A 14027-nucleotide genomic window follows, 5' to 3' on the forward strand; every position below is an offset into this window, starting at 1 on the left:
TCATCGCTCCCTGACCAGCGCGGCGTACGCGCCCCCGTGCGCCACCAGCTCGTCGTGCCGCCCGCGCTCCACGATCGTGCCGTGCTGGAGCACGACGATCTCGTCGCTGTCGCGGACCGTGCTCAGCCGGTGCGCGATCACCACACAGGCGCAGCCGCGCCGGCGCAGGTTGTCCATGACGGTCAGCTCGGTCTCCGCGTCCAGCGCGCTGGTCACCTCGTCGAGCACCAGGATGCTCGGCCGGCGCACCAACGCCCTCGCGATCTCCAGACGTTGGCGCTGACCGCCGGAGAAGTTGCGGCCGTCCTGCTCGACCTTGCTGTGGATGCCGCCGGGCCGGCGCGTCACCACGTCGTACACGGCCGCGTCCCGCAGCGCCTCCACCACCGCCTCGTCCGGGATCGACGGGTCCCACAGCGCCACGTTGTCGCGCACCGAGCCCTCGAAGAGGAAGACGTCCTGGTCGACGAAGGAGACGGAGGCGGCCAGCGCGCCGCGCGGAATGTCCTCCAGGCGCTGCCCGTCGATGCGGATCACGCCCTCCCAGGGGGAGTAGAGCCCCGATATCAGCCGGGAGACCGTGGACTTGCCGCTGCCCGAGCCGCCCACCAGGGCCACCTGCCGGCCCGGGCCGACCGTCAGGTCGAAGCCGGTGAGCAGGGGCTTGTCCAGCGGGCTGTAGCCGAAGGTGATGTTCTCCAGCTCGACATGGCCGTGCAGCCGCCGGGTCGACCCGCCGGCGCCGGGGCGGTCGTAGACCGGGTCCGCCTGGAAGTTCTCCACGTCCTTGAGGCGGGCCACGTCGGCCGCGAAGTCCTGGATGCGGCCCGCGACGCCGTTGAGCCGGGTCAGCGGCGCGGTGAAGCGGGTCACCAGCGACTGGAAGGCGACCAGCAGGCCGACGGAGATCCCGCCCTCGACCGCCCGCAGGCCGCCGATCCACAGGATCAGCGCGCTGTTGAGGGTCGCGAGCGTCGGCGCCACCACCCCGAGCCAGGCGCTCGGCACCCCGAGCCGCTGCTGTTCCTCCAGGGTGGCCGCGTGCTGCCCGGCCCACCGGCGGAAGTAGCCGTCCTCGCCGCCGGTCGCCTTCATCGTCTCGATCAACTGGAGCCCGGTGTATGCGGTGTTGGTCAGCCGGGCGGTGTCGGCGCGCAGCTTGGCGGTCCGGGTCGCGCGCAGCCGTACGACGAACCGCATCGCCACGATGTTCAGCAGGGCCACGCCGATGCCGACGAAGGTGAGCTGCGCGTCGTAGGTGTAGAGGAGCACCGCGTACAGGACGACGACCACCGCGTCCACGCCCGCCGCGGCCAGGTCGCGGGCCAGGGTCTCGGCGACCTGGTCGTTGGACTGGAGGCGCTGGACCAGGTCGGCGGGGCTGCGCTGGGAGAAGAAGGTCACCGGCAGCCGCAGCAGGTGCCGCAGGAAGCGGGCGCTGGACAGGGTCGAGGAGACGATCCGGCCGTGCAGCAGGTTCGCCTGCTGCAACCAGGTCAGCGCCAGGGTGAGCAGCACACAGGTGCCCATCGCGGCGAACAGCACGCCGAGCAGCGAGGTCTGGCCGCCGATCAGGAACAAGTCGATGTACTGCCGGCTGAGCGCGGGCAGCGTCGCGCCCACCAGCACCAGCAGCAGGCTGGCCAGCACCGCCGCCGGCATGGTGCCCGCCGTGCCGCGCAGCCGGGCGGGCATCGCGCCGAGGACGCCCGGGCGGCGGCCGCCCCGCTCGAAGCCGTCGCCCGGCTCCAGCACCAGCACGACACCGGTGAAGCTGCCGTCGAACTCCTCGACGGGCACGAACCGGCGGCCCTTGGCGGGGTCGTTGACGTGGACGCCCCGGCGGCCGAAGCGGCGGCCCATGCCGTCGTGGACGACGTAGTGGTTGAACTCCCAGAACAGGATCGCCGGGGCCTGGACGTCGGCGAGGGCGGCCAGGTCCATCTGCATGCCCTTGGCCGTGAGCCCGTAACTGCGCGCCGCCTTCAACAGGTTGCTGGCGCGCGAGCCGTCGCGGGAGACACCGCAGGCGATGCGCAGCTCCTCCAGCGGGACATGCCGGCCGTAGTGGGCGAGGACCATGGAGAGGGAGGCGGCGCCGCACTCGACCGCCTCCATCTGGAGGACGGTGGGCGTACGGACCGTGCGGCCGCGGCCCTTGGGGACCGGACGGCGCTCGGGCGGGGCGGCGCGCCGGCGGCCGCGGGTCTCCTGGGAGGTGGTCACGGGAGCAGCCAATCGACGGGACGCTGGTCGGCCAGCCGGATCGAACCCGAGGCCAGGGTCATGGAGTCGAGCCGGAACGGCGGCCCGGCGGCCGAGGACCACTTGTAGCCGCTCTTCGTCCCCTTCGAGGTGTCCAGCCGGACCAGGACGGCCACCGGGCGGCCCTTCCTGGTGAACTGCTCGCCTAGCTGGCTGTCCCCGAGGAACGCGGAGATCGACTGGGCCGACTGGGCGGAGCGGTCCACCGACTTCACATGGCCGCGCAGCACGCCGTACTCCTGTGTGGACACCGACGGCACGGTCAGGTCGACCGGTGCGTCCGCCGGTATGGAGGAGGCGTTCTCGGCGGGGACGTAGACCGTCGCGTACAGCGGATCCGAGGTGCGGGCGATCCTCTCCACGGCGGCGACGTTCGCGCCGGTCTGGATGATCTGCCCGATGGTCGCGGCGAGCGCGCTGATCCGGCCCGCGGCGACGCTGCGCACGACCGAATCGCCTTCGGTGGTACGGACCCTGAGGACGGGTGAGTTCGCCGGCAGCCGCTCGCCCTGCTCCGCGAGGACGGCGGTGACCTGCCCGGCGACCGGGCTCTGGAGGATGTAACTGCCCTGCCCGTGGGTGAGGATGGCCTGCGCGGTCACCGTGGAGGCGACCGAACCGGTCACCGCCCACACCGAGGCCGCCGCCAGCACGACGACCGAGACGGACAGCGCCAGCCAGCCCTGCGGACGGGCGAACCGCACCGGAAGATCGAGCTCCTCCGGCGACTGGAGCTTGGCGAGGGCCTGTTGGCGGAACTGCACGGAACTGCCCTCACCTGTGGGAGAGACGCTGACGAGAGAGGCGTTTCACGACGCCCGAGAGTCCCGGGGCCGGGATCCGGCTCCGGGACTCAGCGGCAACGAGGCGCGGTCAGAGACCGGCGACCAGGTTGGTGACCGGCTGGGTGTTCAGGCCGGTGACGCCCTCGACGGTGCCGACGGCGGTGTTGACCAGGCCGGAAACCGGGGCGATGCCGTCCACCAGGCCGGTGACGGTGCCGAGGGCGTTCACGGACAGACCGCCGGAGACGTTGTCGAGCTCGGCGTCGGAGATCTCGACGGTCTCAACCTGGGGGGTGGAGTTCATGATGGAACTTCCCTTCATATGGATATTCACAAGGGGGGCCGCGGGCGCCGGGCGCCGTATCCAGGAGCCCTGGGCGGCCCCCGCGGTGCGACGGATCAAAGCACGCCCGCAGTCCGCGCTTCCACTCAACCAACGTCCTCACCTGGGCACTTGAGCCTCATGGGGCGACTTCCGTGACGGCGCGCGCACGCCTTGTCGGCGACTCCTTCACATGCGGCACCACTTCGCCCCAGCCCTACGGGTTGCCTGCCCGGCGGTGAATCCGGCACTCCGCGCCAAAGGCGCGGCAGGGGGCGCGCGCATGTGCAGATCCGTCGTCGGCGGTGACCCGCTTGGGTATTGGATGTGCAGATTCCCTGAAGCAAGGATTCCGGTCCGTGATCGCGACGGAACGTCAGTGATCGATCGCCGACAGTGTCCGTCCGCCTCGGGCGGGAGGCGTGCGCACCCTGCCCACCCGGGCGGCCGGTCCGCCCGGACCCTCGTCGCTCATCGTCATCTCGGCGAACGCCCCCCGGCGGCCCGGCTCGGTGGGCACCGCTTCGATCAGGACATCCGGACCCGTCACCGCGCGCCGCGACGGCACCGCCTGCCGCACCGCCGTCACCGGCACGGAGGGGCCCCGTGCCACCGGACCGCGATCACCGCCGCGACCAGGGCGGACGCGGTGCCGCCCGGACCTCGCCGACCGCCCCGGCCCGCGGCCCGGGACCGGGCGCGCGCGGCCGCCGCGGCACGCGCCGCGGTGGCCGGTTCACCGCCGGTCCGAAGAAGCCGGGAACCGGAATTGAACGCACCACGTGACCCGGCCGTACCTATAGCCATCCAGGCGCCGCTCACGAACAACTGCCCTACTACGGCAGACACTCCGTCCCTTGGAGGTCGAGAAGTTTGAGTCACAAGCGAATTCCGAAGCGCAAGGCCGCCATAGCAGTGGGCGGTGTCGTTGCGCTCGGAGCTGCGGCGATTCTGCTGCCGAACGCCAACGCGTCCCAGGACGGCAACTCCGGCGCCACCGCCGCCCCGAAGACCCTCAAGTCCGCCACGGACGCCTCGGATCTTGCCTCGCAGCTCCAGGGCCTGCTCGGCCAGACCTTCGCCGGGTCCTACTACGACAGCACCAAGCGGCAGCTCGTCGTCAACGTCACCGACGGCGACAGCAACGTCGTCGCCCAGGCGGAGCAGGCCGGCGCGGTCGTGCGCCAGGTGGAGAACAGCGACGCCGAACTCCAGGCCGCCGCCACCACCCTGAAGACCAAGGCGACCATCCCCGGCACCGCCTGGTCGGTCGACCCGAAGACCAACAAGGTCGTGGTCACCGCCGACAGCACCGTCACCGGCACCAAGTGGGACACGCTGGAGTCGACGGTCCAGAGCCTCGGCTCCAACATGGCCACCCTCAAGAAGACGGCGGGCTCCTTCAAGACCTTCGTCTCCGGCGGCGACGCGATCTTCGCCCAGGTGCAGGGCGGCGAGGTCCGCTGCTCCCTCGGCTTCAACGTCACGGCCTCGGACGGCACCCCCGCCTTCCTGACGGCCGGTCACTGCGGTGTCGCGGCCGCGGACTGGTCCGACGCCGAGGGCGGCCAGCCCATCGCCACCGTCGACCAGGCCCAGTTCCCCGGCGACGGCGACTTCTCGCTCGTCAAGTACGACGACGCCACCACCCAGACGGCGAGCGAGGTCAACATCGGCAACGGCCAGACCGTCGCCATCAACCAGGCCGAGGACGCGACCGTCGGCACCACGGTGTTCCGGATGGGCTCCACCACCGGTCTGCACGACGGCCAGGTCACCGGCCTCGACGCCACCGTCAACTTCCAGAGCGAGACCGACCCCAACGGCGTCGACACCGTCACCGGTCTCATCCAGACCGACGTCTGCGCCGAGGCCGGGGACAGCGGCGGCTCGCTGTTCACCCAGGACGGCGGCGCGGTCGGCCTCACCTCCGGCGGCAGCGGCGACTGCACCTCCGGCGGCGAGACCTTCTTCCAGCCGGTGACCACCGCCCTCCAGGCGACCGGGGCGACCCTCGGGGCCGGTGACGCGGGCGCCGGTGACGCCGGTGCGAGCGCGGACCCGTCCGCCACCGCCAGCGACCCGGCGGCGGGCGGCGACCAGATCGGCACCGCGGACCCGTCCGCGACCGCCGCCGACCCGTCCGCCACGGCCGGCGACCAGAGCGGCACCGGTGACGCGACCGGGACCGGTGCGACCGGCGGCAAGCACGCCTCGCACCACCACAAGAAGCACTGACCGGCCCTGCCAGCGGTTCCGGCCGGACAGTGGACGGTCCGGCCCTCCGGCGGGAGGGCCGGACCGCGTCACCCCGCCGACGGTCTCAGCCGTCGGCCCGTGCTCTGAGCAGGAGCACGGCCACGTCGTCGACACGCTCCTGCGCCGCCGCACTGTGTCGCACGAGCGTGTCGGCCAGCCTGTCCAGGGGCTGGTCGCCGCTCTCCGCGAGCAACTCGCCGAGGTCGACCAGCGCGTCCTCGATGTCGACGCCCGGCGACTCCACCAGCCCGTCGGTGTAGAGCGCCAGCACCGAGCCGGGGGCGAGCGAGACCTCGGTCGTCGGATACGTCGCCGCCGCGTCGATGCCCAGCAGCGGCCCCCCGGCCAGGTCCAGCACCCGGACCCGCCCGTCCGGCCGTCTCAGCAGCGGCGGCGGATGCCCCGCCCGGGCCATCACCGCCTCGCCCCGCGCCGGGTCCAGCCGCAGGTACAGACAGCTCGCGAACAGGTCGGCACCGGAGTCGATCAGCAGCCGGTTGGTGCTGCGCATCACCTCCTCCGGCGCCTGCCCGACGGTCGTGAAGGCCCGTACCCCGGTACGGATCTGGCCCATGAGCCCGGCCGCCGTCACGTTGTGCCCCTGCACGTCCCCGATCACCGCCGCCGGCGGCCGGGTCGGCACCAGGTCGTAGAAGTCGCCGCCGATCTCCATGCCGTGCATGGCCGGCAGATAGCGGGCGGCCGCCTCGATACCCGACGGCGGGGTCAGCGTGTGCGGCAGCAGCGCCGCCTGGAGACCGTGCGCCAGCTGGTTCTTCGTGTCGTAGAGCACGGCCCGCTCCAGCGCCTGCGCGATGAGCCCGCCCAGGCTGGTGAGGACCGCGCGCTCGTCGGCGGCGAAGGCACGTGGCTCCGCGTAGGCGAGCACACAGGTGCCCACCGGCCGGCCCGACGCGATCAGCGGCAGGTACGCCCAGGCCGCGAAGCCGTCCGGGGCCGTGTCCCGCGCCGGATAGAGCCGCTCCAGCTGCTGCCGGGACTCGAAGAAGGCGGGCACCCCGCTGTTCAGGACGTGCGTGCCCGGCGTCCGCTCGGCCAGCGGAAGCCCGTCGAACCGCTCCACGACGCACGGGTCCTCGTACCCCCGGTGCCCCAGCACGTGCAGCCGCCCGGCGCGTGACCCGAGGATCACCAGCGCCTGGCTGCCGACCGCCGGGGCGACCTCGTCCGCCACCAGCTGCACCACGTCCTGCACGCCGACGGCCTCCGTCAGCGCCCCGGCCAGGCTCAGCACCTGCGAGATGGTCACCAGCCGGGGAGCGGGCGCCGCGTCCGCGCGCGGCGCGGCACCGGCCATCTCCGCGACCGCCCGGGCCCGGCTGATCCGCGCGGTCAGCCCGCTCCGGCTCGGGTACAGCCGGAACGACAGCCAGTCGCCCGGCGGCCGCAGCGCCACGAACGACGTCACATGCTGGCTGATCAGCGCCGCCCGGTAACGGTCCTCGTACATCGGGTCGTTCAGCCACGGCACCGACACCCACGGCTGGGTGCCCAGCAGTTCACCGACCCGCACACCGAGCAGCTCCGCCGCCGCCCCGTTGGCGAACGCCACCCGCCCGTGCAGATCGAGCGAGGCCAGCCCGTACGGCAGCCGCCCCACCATCCGCGCCGCCTCCACCGTGCCCAGCGTGCCCGCCACCTCCGAGGCCGGCGTCGCCAGCAGGTCCGGCTCGGTCCACAGCGCCCCGTGGTCCGCCGAGGCCCGCGCCAGCCGCTCGGCCAGCCCGTCGCACGCCGCCGTCAGCGCCTCCCGCTCCCGGTCGGAGAGCACCGTCGGATGGGAGCCGGGCCAGGTCACGTACACCGCCCCGAACACGGTGTCCGCCGTCGCCACGGGCAGCGCGGCCAGCGCGAACGGATAGGGCAGCACCACCGCCACCCGCGGGTACCGCCGGGCCATGTCCTCCTCGCCGCCCACCCACACCAGCCGCCGCCCGCGCACCGCGTCCGCCACCGGGATCGGCGCGCTCAGCCCGACCCGCTCCCAGGGCGCCGCGAAGACCCGGGGCAGCCCCGCCGTCACCGCCATCTCCAGGACCGGCTCGTCGGCCGCCATCAGATAGACCGCGCCCGAGTGCGCCCGGACCTCCTCCATCATGGTGGCCAGCGCGACCGACAGCAGCGGCGGCCGGCCGGTCCGGGGCCCGTCGGCGACCGCGTCCGCCTCGCCCGGCCGCGCCGGCGCGGGAGGAGCCCCCATCCCGTCGGACACGCCCGACCACCTCCTCGTCCGGCCGCGCGTCGCGTCCTCGGGATCAAGGCTCTCCCGGGACGACGACCGGCGCACGGCGAGAGCGGCGCGAGCCGCCGCACCGGGCGTCCTCCGCGTACCCCGCGGACGCCGTCGCACGCCCCGTACCCGGCCCACCTGCGCACCGCGTGGCCGGCGGGCCCCGGCACCTCCACGGAACGGTCACAGGGGCTGCGCAGACGTCTCATAAGCGCTGTAATGGCGGCGTGGTCAGAGAGGGCGCTGCGGTACGCGGAACGAGAACGGATCGCGCCGAAATCGCCCTCGAAACGCTCACGGGCGATCCCGGCGCACCCGATCTGCTGCGCCGCGTCCTCGAACAGGCGCTGGTGTTCTGCGGCGCCTCGTTCGCCGGGGTGTACACGCCCGGGGACGACGGGTCCGTGCTCTGTCTCGCCGAGTCGGCCGGCCTGCCGCGCACCCTGTACGGCCTGCGCGACGCCTACCCGGCCGTCGGACGGTCCCCGGCCGCCGAGGCCCACCGCGAGGGACGGCCGCTGTGGCTCGGCCCCGAGGAACTGGCCGACTGCCCGGAGGCGCGGCGCACCCCGTCCCAGGACTTCTCCCTGGCCGTCCTCCCGCTCCCCGGCGGCGCCGGGCTGCTGGCCGCGGTCAGTGACCGCGACGGCGGGTTCGGGCCCGAGGACCGGGCCTGTCTGGACCTGGTCGCCGGCGCGGTCGTCCTGCCCGCGCCGCTCCCCGCGCTCACCGAAACCGGCGAACTGCCCGCCGACGCCTTCGGGCTCGCCATGGACACCGGCCGGATCGAGGTGGGCGACGGCATCCTCGACGTCTTCGGCATGGGCCGCGACGAGTTCGACGGCCGGGTCGAGACCCTGCTCGGCCGCACCGTGCCCGAGGACCTGCCCGCCCTGATGTCCGTCGTCGAGGCCGACCACATGTCGATCGGCGACCGCGAGCTGGAGTTCCGGGTCCTGCGGCCGTCCGGCCCGCCCAGGTGGCTGCGGCTGCGCGGCCGGCTGGTGCCCGCCGGCGAGGGCCGCCCCGCCCGGCTGGTCGGCACCGTCGCCGACGCCTCCGCGCTGCGCACCGACGTCACCGACGTGGCCCGGGTGCAGCGCCTGGCCGCCGCGCTGGCCACCGCCGGCACCGTCAAGGACGTCAGCCAGGCCGTCGTCACCGCGCTGCGCGCACCGCTCAAGGCCGACCGGATCGCCCTCGCGGAACTGGAGAACGACCGCCTGGTCGTCACCGTCCTCGACCCGCCCGACGCCGAGTCCTGGCCCGAGCTGTGGCGCAGCGAGTGGCGCACCGAGTGGCCCGACGCGCCGGTGCGCGCCATGCCCACCCTCGCCGCCGCCCTGCGCGAGGGCCGGGCCCGGATCTGGCCCGCCCCGGCCGGTCTGGAACCCGCGCTCGCCGAGGTCGGCCCGGGCAGCCTGGCCGTCCTCCCGCTGCCCGCGGGCGGCCGGATGGCCGGCGCCTGCCTGATCGGCTGGGACAGCCCGCACGACTTCGGCCCCGACGAGCGCGCCCTGCTCACCGCCTCCGCGGGCCTCGCCGGCGAGGCCCTGGTGCGTGCCCACGCCTTCGACGCCGAGCACGAACTCGTCGGCATGCTCCAGCGCGCCCTGCTGCCGCGCAGGCTGCCCCAGCTGCCCGGCGCGGTCGCCGTCGCCCGCTACCTGCCCACCACCGAGGGACTGGAGGTCGGCGGCGACTGGTACGACGTCATCCCGCTGCCCGACAACCACGTCGCCCTCGTCATCGGCGACGTCCAGGGCCACAGCGCCGCCGCGGCCACCCTGATGGGCCAGATGCGCACCGCCCTGCGCGCCTACGCGGCCGAGGGCCACACCCCCGACGTGGTCGTCTCGCACGCCAACCGGCTCCTCGTGGACATGGAGAGCGACCTCTTCGCCACCTGCTGCTACGTCGACGTCGACATGGAGGACGGCACCGCCTGGTGCGTGCGCGCCGGACACCTGCCGCCGGTCCTGCGTCGCCCGGACGGCGGTACGGAGATCACCGAGACCGAGGGTGGCCCCCCGCTCGGCGTGCTCGGCCGGGCCGACTTCTCGATGACCCAGCTGAGCCTGGGCCCCGGCACCGTGCTCGCGCTCACCACCGACGGCCTGGTCGAGTCGCCCGACGCCGACATCGACGACGGCATGGAGCGCTTCGCCCGCGACCTCGCCGGCTGCGACCCCGCCCACCTGGGCCTGGTCGCCGACGCGCTGCTCGGCAACGCCCACCGCACCGACGACGTCGCCCTGCTGCTGATGCGCTACGACGGCATGGCCGTCCGTCCGCTGCGCGAGAGCTGGACGGTGTGGCGGGTCCCGGAGGCCGCCCGGCACGCCCGCCGCTTCAGCAGGCGCAGCCTGCGCTTGTGGGGCGTCACCGACGACGCGATGGACGCGGCCCTGCTGGTCGTCTCCGAGCTGGTCACCAACGCCCTCATCCACACCGACGGCCCGGTCCGGCTCGATCTGACCCTGGTCGAGCACCGGCTGCGCATCGCCGTCGCCGACGCCTCGCCGCGCAGCCCGGTCAAGCCCCGCGACATCGGCTGGGAGGCGACCGGCGGACGCGGCATCCTCCTGGTGGAGGCCATGTCCGCGGCCTGGGGCACGGTCCCGGTCAGCGGCGGCAAGCAGGTGTGGGCGGACCTCGTCCTGGCCGGCTCCGGCTGAGCGCGCACGGGTGCGGGGCCGCTCTCTCGGGAGGCGGCGGGCGCCGACCCTTCTTAGGGTCTTGACGTGGCACACACCTTCGAAGAGCTGGTGGCGAAACACCGCGCGGCCGACGAGGCCCACGACAAGGTCCTGGAGCTGCGGGACGCCTACGGGCCCCCGGCCCGGCAGCAGCCGGGCGGCGCCCAGTCGCAGACCTACGAGACAGCCCTGCGTGCCTGGCGCGACCTGGCCCGGGACGAACTGGGCGCGGTCAGCGAGTACGCCCGTGACGAGGGGCGGACGCTGGCCGAGGTCGAGGCGGAGGTGGAACGCGCCGCGGCCCGGCCGGAGGGTAAGGATTCCTGAAGAAAAGCACTCAGGAAATCAGAAGAACATCCCAATGGGATGTTCTTCTATAAGGTGTGGCGAATGAAGGCTTTGGTGCTCTCCGGCGGTGCCGGAACCCGGCTGCGGCCGATCACCCACACATCGGCCAAACAGCTCGTTCCGGTGGCGAACAAGCCCGTTCTCTTCTACGGCCTGGAATCGCTCGCGGACGCGGGCGTCACCGAGGTCGGGATGATCGTCGGCGACACCGCGGCCGAGATCGAGGAGGCGGTCGGCGACGGGTCGAAATTCGGCCTGGACGTCACCTACATTCCGCAGGAACGCCCCCTCGGCCTGGCCCACGCGGTGCTCATCGCGCGCGACTTCCTCGGCGACGACGACTTCGTCATGTACCTCGGCGACAACTTCATCGTCGGCGGTATCAGCGGCCTGGTCGAGGAGTTCCGGCAGAGCCGCCCCGACGCCCAGATCCTCCTCACCCACGTGCCCGATCCGAGGTCCTTCGGCGTCGCCGAACTCGACGCCGACGGCCAGGTGACCGGCCTGGAGGAGAAGCCGCGGGAGCCCAAGAGCGACCTCGCCCTGGTCGGCGTCTACCTCTTCACGCCCGCGATCCACGACGCCGTGCGCGCCGTCAGGCCGTCCTGGCGGGGCGAGCTGGAGATCACCCACGCCATCCAGCACCTCATCGACCAGCGCGCCGACGTGCGCTCCACGGTGATCGAGGGCTACTGGAAGGACACCGGCAACGTCGTCGACATGCTGGAGGTCAACCGGACCGTCCTGGAGGCCCAGGAGCCGCGCATCGACGGCGAGGTCGACGAGGCCAGCGAGATCGTCGGCCGCGTGGTCGTCGAGGCGGGCGCGAGGGTCACGGGTTCCCGGATCGTCGGACCGGCGGTGATCGGTGCCGGTACCGTCGTGGGCGACTCGTACGTGGGCCCCTTCACGTCGATCGCGGAGAACTGCCGGATCACCGACAGCGAGCTGGAGTTCTCCATAGTGCTGCGGGATTCCTCCATCGACGGGGTGGGCAGGATCGAGTCCTCGCTGATCGGCCGGCACGTCGAGGTGACCCCCGCCGCCGGCACCCCCAGCGCCCACCGCCTCGTACTCGGAGACCACAGCAAGGTGCAGATCCGTTCATGAATCTCCTCGTCACCGGCGCGGCCGGCTTCATAGGCTCCACGTACGTCCGCGGCCTGCTCGCGGCCGACGGACCCGACGCGCCGCACATCACCGTGCTGGACAAGCTCACCTACGCGGGCACGCTGACGAACCTGCCCGCCGGGCACCCCCGGCTGACCTTCGTCCAGGGCGACATCTGCGACGCCGGACTGGTCGACAAGCTCATGGCCGACGCCGACCAGGTGGTGCACTTCGCCGCCGAGTCGCACGTCGACCGCTCGATCGACGGCGCGGGCGCGTTCGTCCGGACCAACGTGGTCGGCACCCAGACGCTGCTCGACGCGGCCCTGCGCCACGGCACCGGCCCGTTCGTGCACGTCTCCACCGACGAGGTCTACGGCTCCATCGAGACCGGCTCCTGGCCCGAGACGCACCCGCTCCAGCCCAACTCGCCCTACTCCGCCTCCAAGGCCTCCTCGGACCTGCTGGCGCTGGCCTTCCACCGCACCCACGGCCTGGACGTCCGCGTCACCCGCTGCTCCAACAACTACGGCCCGCACCAGTTCCCCGAGAAGGTCGTCCCGCTCTTCGTGAGCAACCTCCTCGACGGCCGCAACGTCCCGCTCTACGGCGACGGCAGCAACGTCCGCGACTGGCTGCACGTCGAGGACCACTGCCGGGGCATCGACCTGGTCCGCACCGGCGGCCGGGCCGGCGAGGTCTACAACATCGGCGGCGGCACCGAGCTCAGCAACAAGGAGCTCACCGGCCTGCTCCTGGAGGCCTGCGGCGCGGACTGGGACCGGGTGGACCGCGTCGCCGACCGCAAGGGCCACGACCAGCGCTACTCCGTCGACTGGAGCAAGATCCGCGACGAGCTGGGCTACACCCCCGAGCACGACTTCACCTCCGGCCTCGCCGGCACCGTCGCCTGGTACCGGGACAACCGCGACTGGTGGGAGCCGCTGAAGGAGCGCGCCGCCCTGGAGTCGCGCAAGGAGCAGGGGAAGCGCTGATGAAGTGGCTCGTCGCCGGAGCCGGCGGCATGCTCGGCCGTGACGTGACCGAGGAACTCACCCGCCGCGGCGAGCGGGTCGTGGCCCTCGGCCGCGCCGGCCTCGACATCACCGACGCCGGCTCGGCCCGGTCGGCGCTCGCCGCGCACCGGCCCGACGTGGTGGTCAACTGCGCCGCCTACACGGCCGTCGACGACGCCGAGACCGACGAGGAGCGGGCGCTGCTCGTCAACGGGACCGGCCCGCGCCTGCTGGCCCGCGCCGCAGCCCGGCACGGCGCCCGCCTCGTCCACGTCTCCACGGACTACGTCTTCGACGGCGAGGACCGCACCGGCCCCTACCCCGAGGACCACCCCACCGCCCCGCGCACCGCCTACGGGCGCACCAAGCTCGCCGGTGAGCGGGCGGTCCTGGAGGAGCTCCCGGGGGCGGGCGCGGTCGTCCGCACGGCCTGGATGTACGGCACCCACGGCCGGAGTTTCGTGCGGACGATGATCGAACTGGAGTCCCGCAAGGACACCCTCGACGTCGTCGACGACCAGCGCGGCCAGCCCACCTGGAGCGCCGACCTGGCCGTCCGGATCGCCGACCTCGGACCCCGGATCGGCCGGGACGAGGGCGCGCACGGCGTCTTCCACGGCACCAACTCGGGCGCTGCCACCTGGTGCGAGCTGGCCCGGGAGGTGTTCCGGCTGCTCGGCGCCGACCCGGAGCGGGTGCGCCCCACCACCAGCGCCGCGTTCGTCCGCCCGGCGCCCCGCCCCGCGTACAGCGCCCTCGGCCACGACCGCTGGTCCGAGCTCGGCCTGGAACCGCTGCGGGACTGGCGGACGGCCCTGGGCGAGGCGCTGCCGCTGCTGCGCAAGGAGCTGTCCGCCTGAGGACCGTCCCGCCGCGTGTCACCGCAATACCGGAGCCCGCAGATCCTTTTGCGCCGGTAGTCGCGTAAGCCCCTTGTGGATCGTCCCGTCTCACTACGATGATGCTTTGAAT

11 protein-coding genes are annotated in these 14027 nt (G+C 73.2%); 6 read left to right on the forward strand and 5 right to left on the reverse strand.

What is annotated here, in order from left to right:
* From ACZ619_RS07625 to ACZ619_RS07640, 4 genes are all read right to left on the reverse strand, one after another.
* On the reverse strand, window positions 1–2226 hold the full coding sequence (locus ACZ619_RS07625; protein ID WP_469595431.1) for an NHLP family bacteriocin export ABC transporter peptidase/permease/ATPase subunit: 2226 nt from the start codon (window positions 2224–2226) through the stop codon (window positions 1–3).
* Window positions 2223–3029 carry a hypothetical protein gene (locus ACZ619_RS07630; protein WP_469595432.1) on the reverse strand — a complete coding sequence of 269 codons (807 nt, stop codon included), beginning with the start codon at window positions 3027–3029 and terminating at the stop codon, window positions 2223–2225. The genes ACZ619_RS07625 and ACZ619_RS07630 overlap by 4 nt, the downstream gene beginning before the upstream one ends.
* Window positions 3030–3138: 109 nt before the next feature.
* Window positions 3139–3354, reverse strand: coding sequence for a type A2 lantipeptide (locus ACZ619_RS07635; RefSeq protein WP_469595434.1), 216 nt, complete (start codon window positions 3352–3354; stop codon window positions 3139–3141).
* Between the two features lie 394 nt (window positions 3355–3748).
* Window positions 3749–3967, reverse strand: coding sequence for a hypothetical protein (locus ACZ619_RS07640; protein ID WP_469595436.1), 219 nt, complete (start codon window positions 3965–3967; stop codon window positions 3749–3751).
* Between the two features lie 278 nt (window positions 3968–4245).
* Here ACZ619_RS07640 and ACZ619_RS07645 point away from each other — a divergent pair, with 278 nt between their 5' ends.
* Window positions 4246–5610, forward strand: a complete 1365-nt coding sequence (locus tag ACZ619_RS07645) for a S1 family peptidase (protein WP_469595438.1) — start codon at window positions 4246–4248, stop codon at window positions 5608–5610.
* 85 nt (window positions 5611–5695) lie between these two features.
* On the opposite strand, the gene ACZ619_RS07650 is transcribed toward ACZ619_RS07645, so the two are convergent.
* Window positions 5696–7852: a SpoIIE family protein phosphatase gene (locus ACZ619_RS07650; RefSeq protein ID WP_469596036.1), complete on the reverse strand. Its 2157-nt coding sequence runs from the start codon at window positions 7850–7852 to the stop codon at window positions 5696–5698.
* Window positions 7853–8109: 257 nt separating this feature from the next.
* On the opposite strand from ACZ619_RS07650, the gene ACZ619_RS07655 reads away from it, so the two are divergent.
* The 5 genes from ACZ619_RS07655 (at window position 8110) to rfbD (ending at window position 13915) form a co-directional block, all read left to right on the forward strand.
* Entirely contained in the window at window positions 8110–10560 is a 2451-nt protein-coding gene (locus tag ACZ619_RS07655) for a SpoIIE family protein phosphatase (RefSeq protein WP_469595441.1), read from the forward strand.
* Window positions 10561–10626: 66 nt separating this feature from the next.
* Window positions 10627–10908, forward strand: a complete 282-nt coding sequence (locus tag ACZ619_RS07660; RefSeq protein WP_469595442.1) for a hypothetical protein — start codon at window positions 10627–10629, stop codon at window positions 10906–10908.
* Window positions 10909–10971: 63 nt separating this feature from the next.
* A complete protein-coding gene (locus ACZ619_RS07665) occupies window positions 10972–12039 on the forward strand; it encodes a glucose-1-phosphate thymidylyltransferase (protein ID WP_469595444.1) in 1068 nt (355 codons plus the stop codon).
* Window positions 12036–13034 carry a dTDP-glucose 4,6-dehydratase gene (gene rfbB, locus ACZ619_RS07670; protein ID WP_469595446.1) on the forward strand — a complete coding sequence of 333 codons (999 nt, stop codon included), beginning with the start codon at window positions 12036–12038 and terminating at the stop codon, window positions 13032–13034. Before ACZ619_RS07665 ends, rfbB begins: the two co-directional genes overlap by 4 nt.
* On the forward strand, window positions 13034–13915 hold the full coding sequence (rfbD, locus tag ACZ619_RS07675; RefSeq protein ID WP_469595449.1) for a dTDP-4-dehydrorhamnose reductase: 882 nt from the start codon (window positions 13034–13036) through the stop codon (window positions 13913–13915). The genes rfbB and rfbD overlap by 1 nt, the downstream gene beginning before the upstream one ends.
* Window positions 13916–14027: the final 112 nt, after the last annotated feature.

It is taken from the genome of Streptomyces sp. NPDC104367, assembly GCF_055583825.1.